This is a genomic window from Mycolicibacterium sp. HS_4_1 (assembly GCF_054515875.1).
Map to the genome: position 1 here is coordinate 3,617,941 of NZ_CM137261.1, position 20,082 is coordinate 3,638,022.

The 20,082-nt window shown below is 67.9% G+C and carries 20 protein-coding genes and 1 pseudogene; 2 read left to right on the plus strand and 19 right to left on the minus strand.

The genetic code is table 11. The annotated features are described in order from the left end of the window. Positions 1-6: 6 nt before the first annotated feature. The 6 genes from ACX12F_RS17315 to ACX12F_RS17340 form a co-directional block, all read right to left on the minus strand. The gene (locus ACX12F_RS17315) at positions 7-1,044 is read right to left on the minus strand and encodes a class I SAM-dependent methyltransferase (RefSeq protein ID WP_459365751.1); all 1,038 of its coding nucleotides are present in this window, start codon (positions 1,042-1,044) and stop codon (positions 7-9) included. Between the two features lie 71 nt (positions 1,045-1,115). After that, positions 1,116-1,778 (minus strand): enoyl-CoA hydratase-related protein, encoded by a 663-nt coding sequence (locus tag ACX12F_RS17320; protein ID WP_459365752.1) that lies wholly within the window; start codon positions 1,776-1,778, stop codon positions 1,116-1,118. Then, positions 1,778-2,578 carry an NUDIX hydrolase gene (locus tag ACX12F_RS17325; protein ID WP_459365753.1) on the minus strand — a complete coding sequence of 267 codons (801 nt, stop codon included), beginning with the start codon at positions 2,576-2,578 and terminating at the stop codon, positions 1,778-1,780. Before ACX12F_RS17325 ends, ACX12F_RS17320 begins: the two co-directional genes overlap by 1 nt. Further along, a complete protein-coding gene (locus tag ACX12F_RS17330; RefSeq protein WP_459365754.1) occupies positions 2,575-3,438 on the minus strand; it encodes an ABC transporter ATP-binding protein in 864 nt (287 codons plus the stop codon). Before ACX12F_RS17330 ends, ACX12F_RS17325 begins: the two co-directional genes overlap by 4 nt. Next, positions 3,375-4,040 carry a membrane protein YczE gene (yczE, locus tag ACX12F_RS17335; protein ID WP_459370397.1) on the minus strand — a complete coding sequence of 222 codons (666 nt, stop codon included), beginning with the start codon at positions 4,038-4,040 and terminating at the stop codon, positions 3,375-3,377. Before yczE ends, ACX12F_RS17330 begins: the two co-directional genes overlap by 64 nt. Positions 4,041-4,135: 95 nt before the next feature. After that, complete coding sequence (locus ACX12F_RS17340; RefSeq protein WP_459365755.1) at positions 4,136-4,279, minus strand: hypothetical protein; 144 nt, start codon at positions 4,277-4,279, stop codon at positions 4,136-4,138. Between the two features lie 62 nt (positions 4,280-4,341). On the opposite strand from ACX12F_RS17340, the gene yczR reads away from it, so the two are divergent. After that, positions 4,342-5,793 (plus strand): MocR-like transcription factor YczR, encoded by a 1,452-nt coding sequence (gene yczR / locus ACX12F_RS17345; protein WP_459365756.1) that lies wholly within the window; start codon positions 4,342-4,344, stop codon positions 5,791-5,793. Between the two features lie 18 nt (positions 5,794-5,811). Here the strand turns inward: yczR and ACX12F_RS17350 are convergent, their stop codons facing one another. From ACX12F_RS17350 to ctaD, 3 genes are all read right to left on the minus strand, one after another. Beyond that, a complete protein-coding gene (locus ACX12F_RS17350) occupies positions 5,812-6,126 on the minus strand; it encodes a hypothetical protein (RefSeq protein ID WP_459365757.1) in 315 nt (104 codons plus the stop codon). A 95-nt stretch (positions 6,127-6,221) separates the two neighbouring features. Continuing rightward, entirely contained in the window at positions 6,222-7,460 is a 1,239-nt protein-coding gene (gene serB, locus ACX12F_RS17355) for a phosphoserine phosphatase SerB (RefSeq protein ID WP_459365758.1), read from the minus strand. A 60-nt stretch (positions 7,461-7,520) separates the two neighbouring features. Continuing rightward, positions 7,521-9,218, minus strand: a complete 1,698-nt coding sequence (ctaD, locus tag ACX12F_RS17360) for an aa3-type cytochrome oxidase subunit I (protein WP_459365759.1) — start codon at positions 9,216-9,218, stop codon at positions 7,521-7,523. 212 nt (positions 9,219-9,430) lie between these two features. Here ctaD and ACX12F_RS17365 point away from each other — a divergent pair, with 212 nt between their 5' ends. Then, a complete protein-coding gene (locus tag ACX12F_RS17365) occupies positions 9,431-10,561 on the plus strand; it encodes an iron-siderophore ABC transporter substrate-binding protein (RefSeq protein ID WP_459365760.1) in 1,131 nt (376 codons plus the stop codon). A gap of 3 nt (positions 10,562-10,564) precedes the next feature. On the opposite strand, the gene ACX12F_RS17370 is transcribed toward ACX12F_RS17365, so the two are convergent. From ACX12F_RS17370 to ACX12F_RS17415, 10 genes and pseudogenes are all read right to left on the minus strand, one after another. Further along, complete coding sequence (locus tag ACX12F_RS17370; protein ID WP_459365761.1) at positions 10,565-11,602, minus strand: isopenicillin N synthase family dioxygenase; 1,038 nt, start codon at positions 11,600-11,602, stop codon at positions 10,565-10,567. Beyond that, positions 11,590-12,126: a hypothetical protein gene (locus ACX12F_RS17375; protein ID WP_459365762.1), complete on the minus strand. Its 537-nt coding sequence runs from the start codon at positions 12,124-12,126 to the stop codon at positions 11,590-11,592. Before ACX12F_RS17375 ends, ACX12F_RS17370 begins: the two co-directional genes overlap by 13 nt. Continuing rightward, complete coding sequence (gene alc / locus ACX12F_RS17380; protein WP_459365763.1) at positions 12,123-13,166, minus strand: allantoicase; 1,044 nt, start codon at positions 13,164-13,166, stop codon at positions 12,123-12,125. The genes ACX12F_RS17375 and alc overlap by 4 nt, the downstream gene beginning before the upstream one ends. Then, positions 13,163-13,924, minus strand: a complete 762-nt coding sequence (locus ACX12F_RS17385; RefSeq protein WP_459365764.1) for an aspartate/glutamate racemase family protein — start codon at positions 13,922-13,924, stop codon at positions 13,163-13,165. Before ACX12F_RS17385 ends, alc begins: the two co-directional genes overlap by 4 nt. Next, the gene (gene allB, locus ACX12F_RS17390) at positions 13,921-15,219 is read right to left on the minus strand and encodes an allantoinase AllB (RefSeq protein WP_459365765.1); all 1,299 of its coding nucleotides are present in this window, start codon (positions 15,217-15,219) and stop codon (positions 13,921-13,923) included. Before allB ends, ACX12F_RS17385 begins: the two co-directional genes overlap by 4 nt. Then, positions 15,219-16,055: an N-acyl homoserine lactonase family protein gene (locus ACX12F_RS17395; RefSeq protein ID WP_459365766.1), complete on the minus strand. Its 837-nt coding sequence runs from the start codon at positions 16,053-16,055 to the stop codon at positions 15,219-15,221. The genes allB and ACX12F_RS17395 overlap by 1 nt, the downstream gene beginning before the upstream one ends. Continuing rightward, the gene (locus ACX12F_RS17400) at positions 16,055-17,662 is read right to left on the minus strand and encodes an ABC transporter substrate-binding protein (protein WP_459370398.1); all 1,608 of its coding nucleotides are present in this window, start codon (positions 17,660-17,662) and stop codon (positions 16,055-16,057) included. Before ACX12F_RS17400 ends, ACX12F_RS17395 begins: the two co-directional genes overlap by 1 nt. Next, positions 17,662-18,315 (minus strand): cysteine hydrolase family protein, encoded by a 654-nt coding sequence (locus ACX12F_RS17405; protein ID WP_459365767.1) that lies wholly within the window; start codon positions 18,313-18,315, stop codon positions 17,662-17,664. The genes ACX12F_RS17400 and ACX12F_RS17405 overlap by 1 nt, the downstream gene beginning before the upstream one ends. Further along, the gene (locus ACX12F_RS17410; RefSeq protein WP_459365768.1) at positions 18,316-19,320 is read right to left on the minus strand and encodes an ABC transporter permease; all 1,005 of its coding nucleotides are present in this window, start codon (positions 19,318-19,320) and stop codon (positions 18,316-18,318) included. A gap of 58 nt (positions 19,321-19,378) precedes the next feature. Then, positions 19,379-19,921, minus strand: a pseudogene (locus tag ACX12F_RS17415) (ABC transporter permease); the annotation flags it as partial. Positions 19,922-20,082 lie beyond the last annotated feature (161 nt).

The following is a 20,082-nucleotide window of genomic DNA, read 5'->3' on the forward strand; positions in this document are numbered from 1 at the left end:
ACACAGTCAGGACGGCTTGACCCCGGTGATCATCACGTTGTAGAACCAGCCCTTGGGCACGACGCGGCGCCACACATTGGCGTCGAACCAGCTCAGCGTGGTCCAGCCACCGAAAGCGAACTTGGCCCACTTGAAGCCGAGCTTGCCCGGAGGCACCGTCGACTCGAAGGTCCGGACCGGCCAGCCCAGCATGGCGGCGGTGAATTCCTCACTGGCAGTGGCTACTTCGACCGCACCGGCGTTCGTGGCCATGCGCTCCAGGTCGGCGGGATCGAAGGTGTGCAGGTCGACGATCCACTCCAGCGCCGCAGCGCGCGAGTTCTCGTCGAGCTCCTCCTGCGGCCGGCGCCAGGACTCCAGGCCGGGCAGCTTCATGGCCGAGACGGTGGTCTTCCAGGTCAGGTCGGCCAGGCGACGGGCGTAGAAGTTTCCGACCGTGGTGGGCTCGCCGGCGAAGATGAAGCGGCCGCCGGGCTTGAGCACGCGGACGACCTCACGCAGCGACAGCTCCACGTCGGGGATGTGGTGCAGCACCGCATGGCCGACGACAAGGTCGAAAGTATTGTCCTCGTAGGGAATTCCCTCGGCATCAGCGACGCGGCCGTCGATGTCCAGACCGAGCGCCTTGCCGTTACGGGTGGCGACCTTGACCATGCCCGGAGACAGGTCGGTGACCGAGCCACGGCGGGCGACGCCGGCCTGGATCAGATTCAGCAGGAAGAAGCCGGTGCCACAACCGAGCTCGAGTGCCCGGTCGTAGGGCAGCTCACGCTGAACCTCGTCGGGGACGATGGCGTCGAAGCGACCGCGGGCGTAGTCGATGCACCGCTGGTCATACGAGATCGACCACTTGTCGTCGTAGCTCTCGGCTTCCCAGTCGTGGTACAGAATCTGCGCCAGCTTGGTGTCGTGGCGTGCCGCCTCGACCTGCTCGGCGGTCGCATGCGGGTTCGGCGCCTGGTCAACAGCCTGGTCAACCACGTCGGATACCTGGGCGGCAGCGTCGGCTGCGGCGACCCCGGACGTCTGGTCGGTACTCGTCATGCAGGTCAGCCTAACTGCCCGGTCACCGGGAGTTCACATCCACACTTCGCCTGCACCCGCTGAGCACCGGTTCAGCGGGTCCCGAACGCTGCCTTGGCTGTGGCCAGCGCCTCGGGCGAGGTGCCGGAGAACCTGCGTGCCCACTTCTGCGCCTCGTCGTAGACGTGGTCCGGCGCCACCAATTGGTCGATGAGCCCCAGGGACACCGCTTCCTCGGCGCCGGCGAACCGGCCGCTGAACACCAGGTCCTTGGCCCGGCTGTCACCGATGGCCACAGCCAGGCGCACGGCCGCACCCTCCGCAGGGGCCCGGCCCGACAGAATCTCCGTGGATCCAACCTTCACGTTGTCGCCGCTGATCCGCCAGTCCGCGGCCAGTGCCAGCGTCAGACCGCTGCCCAGCGCGTAGCCGGTGACCGCGGCGACGGTCGGCCGCGCAATGGCGGCGACGGCGTCGACCGCGGCCCGGCACACCGCGCCCGCGACGCGCGCTTCCGCGGCGTCGAGGGTGCCGGTCTCGTGGTCGTCGTCGCCGGTGCAGAACACCTCATGGCCGCCGTACACGATGACGGCGTTGACATCGGGCCGCTCGCCCAGCTCCTCGGCGGCCGCGGCGATCTCCCGGCACATCTGGCGGGTCAGGGTGTTGCGCGGTGGCCGGACCAGCAACAGGGTGCCGACGCCGTCGGTGACGTGGATTTCGACGAATTCTGCGGCGAATTCTCGCCTGGTCATCACTGGGTCCTCCCGCCGCGAGCAGCCTTGTACCGCTCGGCGTCGAAGAACTCGATATCCCAGGTGCCCTCGCCCACGGTCAGCACGGGCTCGATGGGGACGATCTTTCGCTCGTCCTTGAGGAGTTCCCCGACGCTGCGGCCAGTCAGCGAGCTCAGTTGAGTCCACGTGGGCGGCAACAAGAACGAATGGCCCTGTTCGAACTCGGTGAGCGCCGCTGCCGGTGTGCGCCAGGCGACGTGGTCACTCTCGGTGTTGTTGCCGTCGGCACGCTGGCCGGCCGGCAGGGCGCCGACGAAGAAGAAAGTGTCGTAGCGGCGGGTGCGTTCCTCTTTGGGGGTGATCCAGTTGGCCCACGGCCACAGCAGGTCAGCGCGCAACACCAGCTTCTCGCGCGCCAGGAACTCGCCGAACGACAGTTCGCGGCTCTCCAGCGCGGTGCGGGATTCGTGGTAGACGGTCGCGTCGGAGACGATGCCGTCCGGATCGTCCACCGGCCCCGCGAACAGGACGCCGGATTCCTCGAAGGTCTCGCGGGCGGCGGCACACACCAGCGCACCCGCCAGTATCGGGTCCACTCCGAACTTCTCGGCCCACCAGGTACGGTCGGGTCCGGTCCAGGCGACGTCGGCTTCCCGGTCACGCTCGTCGACGCCGCCGCCGGGGAACACCGTCATGCCGCCGGCGAAGGCCATGGACATGGTTCGGCGCATCAGGAAGACCTCGATGCCCGGGGCCCCGTCGCGCACCAGCATCACGGTCGCGGCCGGCCTGGGGTGCAGCGGATCAGCTTCGGTCATAAACGCCTCCTGTGCGCCGCGCGACTGCGGGTACGACGGGCGAAGTACCGCCCGTCGATGTACTCCAGGGCGATCGACTGGCCGAAGGCCTGGGAGAGATTCTCGGATGTCAGCACGTCGGGCAGCAGGCCGGCGGCGACGGCCCGACCTTCGGAGAGCAGCAGGCAGTGCGTGAAGCCCTCCGGGATCTCTTCGACGTGGTGGGTCACCAGGACCGAGGCCGGGGCGTCCGCGTCAGCAGCCAGATCGGCCAGCCGGGCCACCAGTTCTTCGCGCCCGCCGAGGTCCAGCCCGGCGGCCGGCTCGTCGAGCAGCAGCAACTCCGGGTCGGTCATCAGGGACCTGGCGATCAGCACCCGCTTGCGCTCGCCCTCGGACAGCGTGCCGTAGCGGCGGTCGGCGAGGTGTTCCGCGCCGACGCTCTCCAGGGTGTCCAGCGCGCGGTGGTAGTCGACGTCGTCGTACTGTTCTCGCCACCGGCCCAGCACGGCGTACCCGGCGGAGACCACCAGGTCCCGCACCACTTCGCCGTCCGGTATCCGCTGGGACAGCGCCGAACTGCTGAGCCCGATCCGCGACCGCAGCTCGGACATGTCGGTGCGGCCCAACCGCTCGCCGAGGACGAACGCCGTGCCCGAGGACGGATGTTCGACCGCGGCCGCCATGCGCAGCAGCGACGTCTTGCCGGCGCCGTTGGGGCCGAGGACGACCCACCGCTCGTCGAGTTCCACCGACCAGTCGATCGGACCGACCAGGGTGGCTCCGCCGCGGCGCAGTGTCACCCCGGAGAATTGGATCAGGAGGTCCGGATCTGGCAGGGCGTCGAGTTCTGCGGGGTTGTCGCTGAAGGCGCCGGGCACTCGCTCATCGTAGCCACGGCCGGTTCATCCTCTTGTCGGCCGGCCCGGTCCCCCACCACGTGCGCCCAGCCGCTGGCAGCGAGCCACCGACCCGGGATGCACCGCAGCACCAGTTGCACCAGCGGCCCAATCCCCAAGGCATACACCACGGTTCCGACGCCGACAGTGCCGCCCAGCAGCCACCCCGCAGCCACCACGGTGACCTCGATGCTGGTCCGGACCAGTCGCACCGACCACCCGGTCCGGGCCACCAGCCCCGTCATCAGTCCATCACGCGGACCCGGCCCCATCCCGGCACCGATGTACATCACCGTGCTCAGGGCGTTGAGCACGACAGCGCCGACCATCATCACGGTGCGCACCGGCAGCGTCGTCGGCTGCGGCAACACCGCGAGTGCGGCGTCGACGGTGACGGAAATGACGATGACGTTCGCGACGGTGCCGACACCCGGCCGGGTGCGCAGCGGAATCCAGCCCAGCAGCACCACGACGCCGACGAGTGCCGTGGCGCCGCCGATGGTGAGCCCGCTGTGCTTGGCGAGGCCCTGATGAAAGACGTCCCACGGGTCCAGGCCGAGGCCGGCCCGCACGAACAGCGCCATCGAGAGGCCGTATCCACTCAGACCCGCCAGCAACAGCACCGAGCGGACGGCACCGGCGGGCACGCGGGAACCAGGGGCGCGTGTTGCCGTCGCCGTCACCTGTGGTCCTGGAAGCGAGCGCGGATGGCGTCCAGTTCGTGCCGCACGCGGGCAGCATCGAGATCGCGGACATCGGCGCGGTTGTCGCGCCTCGACTGGGCCCGCTTCTCCACCAGTTTTGATAGCCAGTTCGTTCGCATATCTCCAGTTTCCCGACGAACTGGCTTGCCATTCAATAGCCAGTTATCCAATACTGGCTTCAATGTCGATCGAGATGTCAGCCAGATCGCTGGACGAAGTCCTTCTGGCACGTGAACTGGGCAACTGGCGCACCTCCAGCCTCAGCGGTCCCGCCTATCTGGGCCTGGCCGACGCGATCCGCCTGCTCATCGTCGACGGCCGTCTTCCCGTCGGCGCCCGGTACCCCAGCGAACGCGCGCTGGCCGACGCCCTGCGCGTCTCCCGCACCACCGTCACCGCCGCCTACGCCCAGCTGCGCGAGGACGGCTACCTCAATGCCCGTCGCGGCGCCCGAAGCACCACGGCGCTGCCGCACGCAGCGACGGCGGCCGGGCCCATCCCCACCGCGCGGACAGGCATGCTCAGCCTGGCCGATGCCGCTCCATCCGCACCGGCGGCCGCCACCCTCGAGGCCTTCGCCCGCGCGGCCCAGCGCCTGGCCCCGCATCTGCACGACATCGGCATCGAACTTGCCGGCGTCTCCGAGCTTCGCCAGGCCATCGCCGAAAGATATTGCGCCAGAGGCCTTCCCACCGATCCCGACGAGATCATGGTGACCACCGGAGCGCTGCACGCGATCAATCTGGTGCTGGCCACCTATGTCCGCCCGGGCGACCGGGTGCTGATCGAACAGCCGACGTACCACGGGGCCATCTCGGTGATCGCCGCTTCGGGAGCCCGCCCGGTACCGGTCAGCATGACCGACGACGGCTGGGAACTCGATGCCACGGCGGCCGCCATGCGGCAACTGGCCCCCACTCTGGCCTATCTGATCGTCGACAACCACAACCCGACCGGGCTGAGCCTGCCGGCCGCAGGCCGGGAACGCCTCGCGCGCATCATCTCCGAGACCCGGACCCGCACCATCATCGACGAAACCATCTGCGACATCTGGCTGGACGAGCCGCTGCCGCCGCCGCTGGTCTCCTACCTGGACAGTCGCCGCGACCTGGTGATCACCGTCGGCTCGATGTCGAAGTCCTTCTGGGGCGGCCTGCGGGTCGGCTGGATTCGCGCCGAACGGTCCACCCTGGCCGCCATCGCGGCGGTCCGCCCGTCGATCGACCTGGGCACCGCCATTGTCGAGCAACTGGCGTCGGCCGACCTGCTCCGGCAGGCCGAGACCGTGCTGCCGGCTCGTCGCGAACTGTTGCGCGCGCGTCGAGAGTTGGTGAGTTCGCTTCTGCAGGAGCAACTTCCGGACTGGACAGCCAGCCCGTGCCACGGCGGCATGTCGATGTGGATGCGGCTGCCCGCGCCCATGAGCTCAGCGCTGTCCGCCGCCGCGTCACGAATGGGGCTCGTCATCCCGGCGGGTCCGCGCTTCGGAGTCGACGGCACCCTGGAGCGCTTCATCCGGGTGCCCTACACCCAGCCAGAGGAGCGCCTGCGCGAATCGGTTGCCGTGCTGGCTCAGGCTTGGCGCAGCGTCACCGGCGCGGGTACACCGGACGCGCACGCCCTCGTCGTCTGAATCGGTGGTCTGGAGCGCTTACTGGTTGCTCTGGATGAGGCCGATGCAGGTACCGATGTGCTCCGGTGTGCACGGAATGCCGTTCACCGTCTGCAAGCCGCCCACCGACTGGGTGACGTTCGCGCCGCCGGTACCGCTGTTGGTGGTCTGCGGCGGCACCGCCTGCGGGCCGACACCCGTCGACTGGCCGCTGACGCACACGCCGTCGAAGTGGCTGGGCACCGTGCCCCACGGGCAGGCGTAGGCCGGGGCGGCGGCCGTCAGCGAGACGACCGACAAGGGTCCGGCGACCAGCGCGACAGCACTCACACCAACCAGAACCGCACGCTTCATGTCACCATCTCCCCACAATTGCGCAGCAAATCAACATCAACAGTCACCACTGTAACGCCACACCGGGCCCAGTGCGTTCTCGCTACGGAATATCGCTACGGAATCTCGACCCTGCGCACCACGCCGTCAACGGCGTCAGCGGCCTCGATCTCGCCCCGCGTGATGCCCAGGATGAACAGCACGGTGTCCAGGTACGGGTGGCTCAGCGACGCGTCGGCGACCTCCCGCAGCGCCGGCTTGGCGTTGAACGCCACCCCGAGCCCGGCGGCCGACAGCATGTCGATGTCGTTGGCGCCATCGCCGACCGCGACAGTCTGCTCCATGGGCACGCCGGCCTGGTTGGCGAAGTCGCGCAGCGCCTTGGCCTTGCCGGGGCGGTCGACGATCGGGCCCGTCACCCGCCCGGTCAGCTTGCCGTCGACGATCTCGAGGTGGTTGGCCGCCACGAAGTCGAGCATCAGTTCCTCGGCCAACGGCTCGATCACCTGACGGAACCCGCCCGACACCACACCGCAGTGGTAGCCCAGCCGGCGCAGCGTACGCAGGGTGGTCCGCGCGCCGGGGGTGAGCTCGATCTGGTCGGCCACCTCGTCGACCACCTCGGCCGGCAGGCCGGCGAGCGTCGCCACCCGTTCCCGCAGCGACTCCTCGAAGTCCAGTTCGCCGCGCATGGCGGCCTCGGTGATCGCCGCGACCTTTGCCTCGGCGCCGGCGCGGGCGGCCAGCATCTCGATGACCTCGCCCTGGATCAGGGTCGAGTCGACGTCGAACACGATGAGCCGCTTGGCCCGGCGGGCCAGGCTGTAATCCTCGAGTGCTATGTCGACGCCCTCGTCCACCGCGACACGGGCCAGCGCGGCCTGCAACTGGGCGTAGGTCCCGCCCATCGGCGGCACCGACACCCGCAGTTCCAGACCGGTCACCGGGTAGTCGGACACCCCGCGGATGAAGTCGATGTTCACCCCGAGCGCCGCGACCTCACGAGCGACGACCGTGAAGGCACCGGCGGTGATGGGCCGGCCCAGCACCACGATGGTGTGGGTCGACGGTTCGGTCAGGACGGGCTGATCCTCACTGCTGTCGATCGCGACGTCCAGGCCCAGCTCTCCGATGGCCTGCTGGACGTCGGCGCGCAACGTGTCGCCGTCCACGTCGGTCGGCACGGCCACCAGCACGCCCAGCGTCAGGCGGCCGCGGATGACCACCTGCTCGACGTTCAGCAACTCGACGTTGTGCCGCGACAGCACGCCGAACAGCGTCGACGTGACGCCCGGCTGGTCGAGTCCGGTGACGGTGATCAGCACCGACCCGTTTGGCATTGTCTCCTGCGTCATCCGTCAGGTCCCCTAACGCAGAACCGCCCGCGCCTTAGGCGCGGGCGGGTCGGCTGATTTCTAGTGGTGCGATCGGCCGATGTGCGCTTCGGCGCGCATCCGCTCGACCATGTGCGGGTAGTGCAGCTCGAACGCCGGGCGCTCCGAACGGATCCGGGGCAGCTCGGTGAAGTTGTGCCGCGGCGGCGGGCAGCTGGTGGCCCACTCCAGGGAGTTGCCGTAGCCCCACGGGTCGTCGACCACGACGGGTTCGCCGTAGCGCCAGCTCTTGAAGACGTTCCACACGAACGGCAGCGTGGATACGCCCAGGATGAAGGCGCCGATGGTCGAGATCACGTTCAGCGTGGTGAAGCCGTCGGTGGGCAGGTAGTCGGCGTACCGGCGCGGCATGCCCTCGTCACCGACCCAGTGCTGGACCAGGAAGGTGGTGTGGAAGCCGATGAAGGTCAACCAGAAGTGCAGCTTGCCCAGGCGCTCGTCGAGCAGCCGGCCCGTCATCTTCGGGAACCAGAAGTAGATGCCCGCGTAGGTGGCGAACACGATGGTGCCGAACAGCACGTAGTGGAAGTGCGCGATGACGAAGTAGCTGTCCGTCACGTGGAAGTCCAGCGGCGGGCTGGCCAGCAGCACACCCGACAGACCACCGAGCAGGAACGTGATCAGGAAGCCGACCGAGAACAGCATGGGCGTCTCGAAGGTCAACTGGCCCTTCCACATGGTGCCGATCCAGTTGAAGAACTTGATACCGGTCGGGACCGCGATCAGGAACGTCATGAAGGAGAAGAACGGCAGCAGGACGGCGCCGGTGGCGTACATGTGGTGCGCCCACACGGCAATCGACAGAGCGGCGATACCGAGCGTCGCGTAGATCAGGGTGGTGTAACCGAAGATCGGCTTGCGGCTGAACACCGGGAAGATCTCCGAGACGATGCCGAAGAACGGCAGCGCGATGATGTACACCTCGGGATGTCCGAAGAACCAGAACAGGTGCTGCCACAGCAGGACGCCGCCGTTGGCGGGGTCGTAGATGTGTGCGCCCAGGTGGCGGTCAGCGGCCAGGCCGAACAGCGCGGCGGTCAGCAGCGGGAAGGCCAGCAGCACCAGGACCGAGGTCACCAGGATGTTCCAGGTGAAGATCGGCATCCGGAACATCGTCATACCGGGGCAGCGCATGCAGACCACGGTGGTGATCATGTTGACCGCGCCCAGGATGGTGCCAAGACCACCGACGGCCAGGCCGACGATCCACAGATCGCCACCTGCACCGGGCGAGTGGATCGCGTCGGTCAGCGGCGAGTAGGCGGTCCAGCCGAAGTCGGCGGCACCACCGGGGGTGATGAAGCCGGCGATGGCGATCATCGCGCCGAACAGGAACAGCCAGAACGAGAAGGAGTTCAGACGCGGGAACGCCACGTCGGGGGCACCGATCTGCAGCGGCAGCACCAGGTTGGCGAAGCCGAACACGATGGGGGTCGCGTAGAACAGCAGCATCACCGTTCCGTGCATGGTGAACAGCTGGTTGAACTGCTCGTTGCTCAGGAACTGCAGTCCCGGCAGGGCCAGCTCGGTGCGCATGAACAGCGCCATCAGGCCGCCGATGAAGAAGAAGACGAAGCAGACGACGCAGTACATCATGCCGATCAGCTTGTGATCGGTGGTGGTCACCAGCTTGTAGATCAGGTTGCCCTTGGGGCCCATACGCTCCGGGAACGGGCGACGAGCCTCGAGTTCTCCGATTGGGGGCGCTTCGGCTACCAACAGATCCTCCAAATGTTCCGGGCGAATGGTTCGAGCACACGGGGCATCCCCATGTTGTCTGCCGGTGATCTTATCCTCCATCGCACGGCATTGCGGCGAGGGTCCTACAAACTGTCGTAATTGGCTCGTGGCAGCGCCATTCCCGGCGTTGCGCCGGTGGCCGCGACCGCGCCTCGCCTGGGCCGCACCGCGCGGGTGTTACCGTCGGCCACGTGCAGTTTCCGACTACCCGTACCCGGCGGTTCAGCGCGAGCGCAGCGGTCCTCACCGCCCTCAGCGCGGCGGCCGCGACCGTCCTGACGGGCTGCTCGGGCCACACCAGCCAACCGCAGGCAGCCAGCCCAGCTCCCATCACCAGCACCACCCGTATCGCCACCGCAGGCGTGCTGGGCAACCAGCGCCGGCCCGATGACTCGTGCGCGCCCGACCCGGCAGCATTGGACCCCGATCTGATTGGCGGCTCAGCCGCCGGCGGCCCGCCGACGCGCCAGGTCCAGCACGCGGCCGGCGCCACCGACGTCAAGGCCGACCCGCAGCGCATCGTCGTGCTCTCGGGCACGGCACTCGATGCGCTGTGCGCGCTGGGACTGCAGTCCCGCGTCGTCGCCGCGGCAACTCCGACGGATTCGTCGGGCCAGACGTCATATCTGGGCACCGTCATTCACAACGTGCCCGGGACCGGCACCCGCAGCGCACCCGACATGGCCGCCATCAAGGCCGCCAATCCCGACCTGATCATCGGCTCGCAGGCATCGGCGACGTCCGACACCTACGGCGCGTTGTCGGCGATCGCGCCGACGGTGCTCACGGGCGCCTCCGGCGCCGCCTGGCAAGACGATCTGCGCATGGTCGGTGCGGCCACCGGGCGCGGCGCTGCCGCGGGCGCACTGGTCGACGGGTTCAACGCCGACGCCACCAAGGTCGGCGGACAGAACGATGCCTCGCACTTCCAGGTGTCGGTGGTGCAGCTGACCGAGGGCGCCATGCGCGTCTGGGGCGCGAACAACTTCCCCGGCAGCGTGCTGGCCCGGATCGGCGCGGATCGCCCCGCACCGCAACGGTTTACCGACAAGCCGTACCACGAGATCGACATCTCGAAGCTGGGTCCCGGCACCGACTTCTCGTCGGCCGACGGCGACATCGTCTACCTGTCGTTCGACTCCCCCGCCGCCAAGGACCGGGCCGCCGCCCTGCTGGACAGCCCGGCTTGGAAAAAGCTCGCGGCTACCCGTGACAACCGGGTGTTCGTGGTGAACAACGAGGTCTGGCAGACGGGTGAGGGCATCGTGGCGGCCCGCGGCATGCTCGACGACCTGCACTGGCTCAACGCGCCCATCAACTGAGGCTCATCCGGCGTCCTGCAATGCCTGCTGGCCGAACTGCCCGAGTGCCAGCGACCCCTCGGGCAGCACCAGCTCGCCCGCCTCGACGCGCTCCCGGAGATAGGCGAAGGTCTGCGCGGTCTGCGCGAAGAGATGCTCACCGGCACGCAGCGGGGAGCGGCCCTGCGCGTCCGGGGTGGTGAACTGAGGCAGCGGGCTGACCTCGGTGTAGTAGTCGACATTGAGGAACAGCGGGAACGAGTACCGTTCCTCGGCCACCTTGCGCACGCGGTGGCTGGTCGCCACGAACGCGCCGTTGGTCCACAACTCGAGCAGGTCGCCGATGTTGACGACGAACGCGCCGTCGACCGGCGGGACATCGATCCATTCGCCCGCGCCGTTGAGCACCTCCAACCCGGGTGCCGTGGGCTTGAGCAGCGTGAAGCATTCGTAGTCGGTGTGCGCGCCGATGCCGACACTGTCTTTGGCGTCCGGGTTGTATGGGTAGTGGATGAGCCGCAACTGGCTGGGCGTCTTGGTGGCGTGCCGGGAGAACACCTCGGGGTCTTCACCGAGGGCCACCGCGAAGGCCCACAGCAGCCGCTGCCCTACCGCCAGCAGTGCCTGGTAGTAGGCAGTCACGGCGGCGGCGAACCCCGGCAGCTCAGGCCACACGTTGGGGCCCAGCATCGGGTTGCCGGAAAGGTAGTCAGGGTCGTCCGCAGGCAGGTCGAGAGCGGTGTCGAAGGCTTCTTTCAAATCCGGGACGGTGCCCGCCAAGCCCTCCTCACCGACGGGCACATAGCCTCGGTGGCAGCGGGACAACCCGATGTAGGTGCGCATCTTCTCTGCCACCGGCAGCGCGAAGAACTCCTTCACGGCGGCGAGCATGGCAGTGAACAGGGACTCATCGATACCGGTACCGCTGATGTAGAAGAAGCCGACTTCGGCTGCCGCACGGCCGATCTCGGCGGCCACACGCTCCTGCTCGGTACGCTCGGGCGAGTACAGCCCACTGATGTCGATGACGGGCACCGACGTGAATGACGTTATGCCACCCATGAATCCACATTCCCTTCCGATTCATCCACCGTCCAGTGCACGTCGTTGGCCTGGATTTCATTGCCGGACCACCTGATTCGCAGCGCCTGGCATTCGGCCCCACCGACGGCGCCGATGAGCACCTGCGCCCGATCAGCCCAGCCGAAGTGCCCGCCGGCCCGGACGAGCAGGGCCGAGGCGCCGTCCGGCCCGGACAGGAACAAGGCCCCCGCCGGGCCGTCGTCCGGGTCGCGGAACCAATGTTCGACGTAGTTCTCGTGCACGCCCGTTTCGACGAGAACGTCACCTTCCCAGTGCATTTCACCGGCATCCGGGAAGGGCGCCGGCGGTTGCACGTCTACCGCGCGGTGCCATTCGAAGACGTCACCGTGCTGCGCCAGCGTGCCCGCGAAACCACGAGAGTCGACGTAGGCGCTCGGGCCCTGCAGCCACAGCACACCGGGCCTGTCGTCCCGGCTGCCGTCCACCTCGATGAGCAGGGTGCGTCGCCACAGTCCGGCGCAGTCCCTCACCAGCACCGTCACCATCCACTCCCGTCGTTTCGCTCGCTCTCGACGCTGTCCGCCCAGCGGCTCTGTAGCGCCCGTAGCCCGTCCGTGGTGGGCACCCCGAGTGCCCGTACCCTGGCGATGCCGCCGTCGGGGTAGGCCTGTACGCGCAGCGCTGTCACCCCGGGCACGTCGACCGGGAAGACCTGACGCGCGTCAGGGATCAGCGCCGTGCGTGTCAGTACCGGCACGTCGAAAGCGACTCGGCCCCAACCGTGTTCACGATCAGGACCGCCGCGGCTGCCCAGCACCGAAACCTCAGGACTGGCGTTGAACACGAAGTAGCTCGTGTCGATCTCGATGCGGCGAAGGTCCGCGGGGACGGCGAACGAGATGATCACCGCGTCGTGGGTGTCGGGGCCGATGTCGCGGCGACGGCGGGTCTCCCACCCGTCGCCCATGTTGTACGGCCGGTTCGGCGCGACCAGCGAGGCGGCGCTGGAATAGAAACTGTCGCTGCACCATTCGACGCGCCCGCCCTGCTCGAGGCCGGATACCTCGACGGTCACCCCGGTCCACAACGCCGGATCCGGGATCACCTCGCCATAGGCGCGCAGCCGCGCGACACCGCCGTCGGACTGCAATCGCAGCCGCAGGTGCGTCCACCGGCGTGGGTCTGTCACAGCCAGCAGATTCTGCGAATCAGCCTTGAGCGCAGTCATTTCCACGATAGGCGTCCACACCACGCCGGGGCCGGCAGGATCGGCGGTCCGCTCGAGTGCGCAGGCGTCGACGGCGCAGGCGGTCGGGTGATTGCCGGAGAAGAACCGGGTGTCCACGTCGACGGTGTGCAGCCGGCCGGGTGCGCCCAGTCGGATGATCGCCCAGTCACCGTCCCGGCCGGCGTGGCGCCTGGTCTCCCAGCCGTCCACCACTTCGCCGCGCAGATCGTAGGTACCGGGTACGAAGGCCGGCTCAGCCGGATCGACGAGCCGCTCCTTGAAACCGAACGACTCGTCGCTGGCGGCCACCACGCTGCCGCCGACGACGCGGGAGGCGAGATCGACGTCGGTCATGAACCCGGAACTCCCAGCTCCAGCGCTGTTGACAGGGGCCAATGGCTGCGCGGGTTGTCCAGCCCGGGTGCGTACACCCCGGCCTTGCTCGTGGAGAGCCCCAGCCCGACCACCGCTTGCGCAAGCGCGACCGCCGCGGCCACCCCGTCGACGGCGGGAACGCCCAGCTTCGCCGAGATAGCCGCCGCCACCCCGGCCATCCCGGCGCAGCCCAGACAGATGACGTCGGCCCCGTCCTCGGCGATCGCGCGGGCGGCCGCGTCGACGATGGCCTGTACGGCACCGGCCGGGTCGGCATCCAACTCGGCGGTGCCCAGGCCGCAGGCCCGCACAGAAGCGCAGTGCGCGTTCAGCCCGGCCAGCAGCAGACGGTCTTCGATCGCCGGGATCGACCGGGCCAGTGTGGTGACCACCGAGAACCGCCGACCGATCAGATGTGCCACGTGCGCCGCACATTCAGCGATATCGAAGACGGGCACGGTGAGCATCTCGGCCAGCGCGTCGCGGCCGTGCTCACCGAATCCGGCCAGTACCACCGCGTCGAAATCCCACTCCCCGTCCGCCGTGATCCGGTCCACGACATCCATCACACCAACCGCCGACAGGTAACTCTCCGCGGCGGAATCGATCGCCTCGGCGCCGAAGAGCGGTGACCTGCAGACGATCTCGGTACCAGGCTGGGCGGCCGCCTGCGCCGCCTCCGCGATCTCGGCGGTCATCGCCGCCGAAGTGTTGGGATTGAGCACCAGGATTCTCATACCGACTCCCCTATTCTGGCGGCCGCAGGTGTGCCCGCCACCCAGGTCCGCAACACCGAACCACGCAGGCGCACACCGTCGTACGGGCTCACCGGGTGCCGGTGCCGGAGCGTGGCCACACTCACCGTCTCCTCAGCGTCCGGATCGAAGGCGCACAGGTCGGCCCGCATCCCGACCGCGATCCGGCCGCGGTCCGGGTAGCCGGCCAACGCGGCCGGCCGTTCCGACATCCACCGGCTCAGCTCGGTCACCTCGAATCCACGCGCCGCGGCCTGCGTCCAGGTGGCGCGCGGGCCCAGCTGCAGTGAGCTGACGCCGCCGAAGGCGCGCCCGAAATCGCCGCCGGCCTTGTGGTGCGGGGCGCACGGCGAGTGATCGGAAACCACGAGGTCGAGCGTTCCGTCGGCGAGGGCTGCCCAGAGCTGTTCGCGGTTCGCCCCGCCGCGGATCGGTGGGCACGCGGCGAACTCGGAGCCACCGTCAGGTACGTCCTCGGCACCGAAAGTCAGGTAATGCGGACAGGTTTCGGCCGTGATGGCAAGGCCTTCGGCTTTGGCGGCCGCCAGTAGGGGCAGTACCTGGGCGCTGGACACATGCACGATGTGCACCCTGGCACCGGTCGTCCGCGCCGTGTCGACGACGAGGGCGACGGCGTCGACCTCGGCGGCATCGGGGCGCGCGGCCAGAAAGGACCGGTAGGCACGACCGGCCGGCCGCGGGCTGGCGTCGATCACCTCGTGACTCTCGGCGTGCACCAGCAAGAGCGAATCCAGTTGGGCGATTCTGCCCATTGCGGCACGCAACTGCGCTGGAGTCAGATGCGGAAAGTTCGGGTTGCCCGAATCGGCGAGGAAGCATTTGAAGCCGCGCACTCCCGCTGCTGCCAGCGCAGCCAACTGGTCCAGGTTATCGGGCACGACACCACCCCAGTACCCCACATCGACGTGGCAATTACCCTCGGCCGCTGCCTCTTTGGCGATGAGAGCCGGGACGCTGGTGGTCACCGGGTCGGAGTCCAGCGGCATGTCGACCAGCGTCGTGATGCCGCCCGCGGCGGCCGCCGCAGTCGCCGTGTCGAACCCCTCCCAGTCGCTGCCTGGTTCGTTGATATGCACATGAGTGTCGACGAATCCGGGCAGCAATACCGCCGCCTCGGGTATCCGTACCTCCTGGGCCGCAGGGCAATCCGCGTCGGGCGGCCCGATGAACGCGATCCGGCCGGCGGATACCCCGACCGCCGCGGGACGCAGCCGGCCGTCCACCAACACCCGGTCCGCGCGCAGTACACACTCCATCACGAGGCGACCGAGCCGAACCTGTGGTGGAGATGCTCGGTGAGCTCCGGCCAGACATGAGGATCATGTCCGGGGATCAACTGAAACCCCTTCTCGGCGGCCAATCGTTTGAGTTTACGAATCGGCTCGATCGTGTCCTGCGGATCGACGTCGATGAACCCGCCGATCGCGAGCTCGTGCTCGATGTTCTCCGTGAGATCGGCCGCATCGAAGGCGAACACGAAGCCGTCACCACCGACGGACTGGTCGAGTTGAACGACGAAGCTCTGATGCCCCGGCGTATGCCCGTACGTCGGCACCGCCGTGATCCCCGGGGCTATCTCGGCTTCCCCGTCGGCCAGGTGCCACTCGATGTTCGGATCGTCGAAGTCCACCCGCACGATCGCGTTGCGTTCGGGCTCAGGGTGATTCGACAATCCGTATTCGAGCTCGCGGCGCTGGGCATGCACTGGCACCTTGCCGGCGAACAGTTTCAGCCCGCCGGCATGATCGTGGTGCAGATGGCTGACGGCCACGGTATGAATGTCGTCGAAATCCACCCCGACCTCCGCGAGACGCTGCTCGATGGGCTCGCCGGGACCGGGCAGCACCGGGCGGTATTCGACGGTCGGGAAGAACCGCCGATACAGCGCCGGGTCGCGCACGAGGGCGGTGTTGAAACCGGTGTCGAGCAGCACCCAGCCGCCGTCGGTCTGCAGCAGTACCCCGGGTACCGGTTCGCGCAGCCGCTCCTGCGGCGGTGCGCCGTACACCGACACCGACTTCGGCAGTTCCTCCCAGCCCAGTGTCAGCAGGATGATCCGGCGCACACCAGATTTGCCGACCAGGGTCGCCATCAGCCCACCGACAGCGCGGCCAGCCGCAGTGAGTTGGGGTTGGTCACCACGTGGGCCTGCTCGACACCCTTGAGCCAGGGCTGCGCCACCATGAAGTCGTTGACGTCGGCGACGTTGAGCCAGCAACCCGTCTTGACCGCTTCCTCACCCGCGGTGGAGAAGTCCGGCGCCGAGTCGTTGGGCAGACCAGCGGCCAGCGCTGCGCTGACCGGTGGTGCTGAACACCCGAAGAAGTTCAGGCCGCCGTCGGCATCCCAGGAGATGTGCCCCCAGGTGTAAGGCGAAGGCGCATCCGGCCAGCCGAGGTAGGTCAAGATCTCCGGTGCACCCTGTCCGTCACCGCCGACCCAGCCATAGATTTCCGATGTGGGGTATGCCTGCACCTTGGCGGTCAGCCCAGCCGCGGCCAGTTCGGTCTGAATCAGGTTGCTGATCAACTGATTATCCGGGTTGCTGGAGTCGTAGCCGATGGTGACGGTCTTCTGGTCGGCAGGCAGTTTCCCGGCGATCGCCGACAGTGCCGACGGATCGTGCGGGACCGTCTGCTTGCCGAACTCCGCGGCCATCATGTTCGGCGGATAAATCTGCTCGGCCTTTTTGCCGCGGCCGAAGTACGTCTGCTTCACCAGTTCGTCGACGTCGACCGCCTGCATCACGGCGGTGCGATTCTTGATGTCCGTCATGATGCCCTTGCGCGGGTTGACGTACACGTAGTTGGACATCATCGTCGGCAGTGAGTAGTTGGCGAACGACTTGTTGTTCAGGTAGGACTGGACCGCCGATGACGGCAGGTCATGCAGGATCGCGGCCACCTGTCCGTTGTTGAACTGCAGCTGCTGCGCCGACACATCGGTGATCACCGGGATGTCGACCTTCTCGAAATACGGTTTGGGGCCCCAATAGTCGGGGAAAGCGGCCAGCGCGTAGTGCGAACCCACCTGCGCATCCGTCAGCATGAACGGGCCCGTCCCGAGATCGTGAGTGGTCAGATAGCCCTGTGCGTTGTCGGTACCAGCGTTCTTCTTCAAGCCCTCGGGGCTGAGCATCCGGGGACCATACGGACACGCCAGATAGTCGAGGAACGCCGAGTTCGGCGCCTTCAACGTGATGGTGACACCGTAATCACCCTGCGTGGTCACCGATTCCACATCCTTGACCATGTAGGCCGGCCCTTGATTGACCGCCAGCCTGCGATCGAACGACGCCTTGACCGCCGCCGAGGTGAACGGCGTGCCATCGTGGAACTTGACGCCCTCCCGAAGTTTGAACGTGTACACCTTGTTGTCCGGCGATGCCGTCCAGCTCGTGGCCAGCAGCGGCTCCAGCACGGCCTTGTCGACACCGGCCTTGTACTGCAGCAGTCCTTCGTAGTTGTTGGTGGTCAGCAGCAGGCCCTGGCCGGCGTAGTAGATGTCAGGGTCCGGCGGCTGGCCCGGGTCCTGCAGGAACGACAGGTGCAACACCTTGTCGGTGGGAGCGGCATTCGGAGTGCTTCCGCCGCCGGAATTCGAGCCGCCACAACCACTCAGCGCCAACATGACCGCCGCAGCTGTGGCCGCTGCCCGCCACCCGCTGCGGGAACGAGCGGGGACCTTGTGGCTCTTCATCATCGGGCAGCTCCTTCGAGGGTGGGGTGGGACACTTCGGGACTCATGTCGGCAAAAGCCGCGACGATTTCATCGGTGGTTCGCATGGCACCGTCCTGCAGGTACTCCATGGCATCCAGGGCGGCATCGTGCCGGTACTGCGACGAGCCCCCGACGCAGTCGGTGACGACCCGCACGTAGAAGTCGCGCTGGTGCGCATCGGCGAACGTGTAATGCACACACACGTCGGTGAGGCCGCCGATCAGGATGAGCGTCGAGGCCTTCAGGCCGGACAGCACGATCTCGAAATCGGTTCCGATGAAGCCGGAATAGCGGCGCTTGACGATATGGAACTCGTGGCCCGGTCCCGAGAAATCGGGCAGCAGTCCGGGATGCAGGGGCGTGCCGGGCCGGCCGTCGACACAGTGCACGCCTTCGGTACCGTCGAGTTCGCGGCCGAAGTCAATCCCGTTGGGGCGGTGCACCTCTTGGAAGAAAACGATCGGGATGCGCGCGGCGCGTGCGGCAGCGATCAGGCGCTGCGCCCGGGCAATGCGGTCGTCGTATCCGGCCATGTGCACGATGCCGACCAGTTCGGCCGGCATATCGCCGGACTCCTGCATGTCGACCACCACCAGCACGGGGTTGCCCACGATGAGCGGCTGTCTAGGCATCTAACCTCCAGTGATTGCGATACGCGGATCGGCGGCGGCCTGGAGCAGGTCCACAACCGTGTTGATGACGACGTAGATCGCGCCGAGCATCAAGGTGACGCCGGCGATCGCGGGAAAGTCCGCCACCGGAATGCTCTGCGCGACGTACTGTCCGATGCCGGGCCAGCCGAACACCTGCTCGACCACCAGAACACCCGAAAACATCAGGCCCACTTGAAGTCCCGTCATCGACAGCGCGGCGCCAACCGAATTGCGCAGCACATGCCGGGCCAGAATCTGGGTCTCGGACAGTCCTTTGGCCCGCGCGGTCCGCGCGTAGTCGCTGTCGATATCGGCCAGCAGGCTGCTGCGCAGCACCCGGCCGATGGCGACCGCCGGACCGATCGCGATGACGAACGCCGGCAGGATCAGATGGTGCACCGCGTCGGCCACGACGTCGAGCCGCGCGTGGAGCAGCCCGTCGACGGTGAGCATGCCGGTCGGTCCCGTCGGCGGATTTGCGACCGCGATCCGGCCGCCCGCCGGTACCCAGCCCAAGTCCTGATAGAACACGATGAGACCGAGGATGCCGAGCAGGAACATGGGCGCCGACGATCCGGTGAACAACACGGCCCGAAGCACATTGGCGCCGCGCCAATTCAGCGTCGTGCTGAAAGCGAAGAGGACCGCGAGCGCAATGGCGATGACCAGACCGCACAAGGCCAGCTCAAGGGTCGCCGGGACGAACGACGCGAGGTCGGACACCACCGCATGCCGGGTCCGATACGAGGTGCCCAGATCGCCGGTCGCCGCGCCCACCAGGTAGTGCCAGAACTGCACCAGCACAGGGTCATTGAGGCCCAGTGCCGCGCGCCGCGCCGCGACCGCGTCGGCGGAGGCCTGCGCGCCGAGCTGCGCCTTGACCGGATCGAGCGGCGAGATGTTCTGCAGGACGAACATCACCGCCGTCAGTGCCACCAGGATGGCCACCATCGCCCCGAGCCGGGACGCCACGAATGTCTTCATGGGTAGTACTCACCGCCCTTCGCGTACGCCGTCGGCGCCGCCACGCAGTCCGTTTTCATCACACGGTCGACTTCATGAGATTGCGCAGGCAGTCACCGGAGATGTTGGCGACCAGAGCCAGCACCAGCACGCCCAGACCCGGCATCACCGGAATCCACCACTGCTGCAGGAAGTAACTCAGGTTGCGCGCTGAGTCGGCCCCGAGCTCCGGCGCCGGCGCGGCTTGACCGAGCCCGAGAAAGGACAGGCCGGCCAAGGTGAGGATCAGGGTGCCGATATCGAGGCTGGCCGCGACCAGCGCGCCCGGCACCGCACCCGGCAGCAGGTGCCGGGTGGCGAGTCGAAATCGGCTGACGCCGGCCAGTTTTGCCGCTTCGACGTGTGGCCGGGCCGCGAGCCGAGCCACCTCACCGCGCACCAGCCGGGCGTAGAACGGCCACCACACGATGGACACCGCGACCAGCGTGTGCAGGAAACTCGGTCCCAGCGCGGCCACCACCGCGATGGCCAGCACGGGAGCGGGGAGGGACAGGAAGCCGTCGGTGACCCGCATCAGCGTCGAGTCGACCAGGCCGCCCGCCGCCCCGGCGACCAGGCCTACGAGGCCGCCGATCAGCAGACCCAGCGCCACGACCGCCAGCGCCGCCAGCCAACTCGACCGCGCGCCATAAAGTACGCGCGAGAAGATGTCGCGGCCCACGCTGTCGGTGCCGAGCAGGAACCCGTGCTCGCCCGGCGCTTGCAGCGGCATGCCGACCGGGA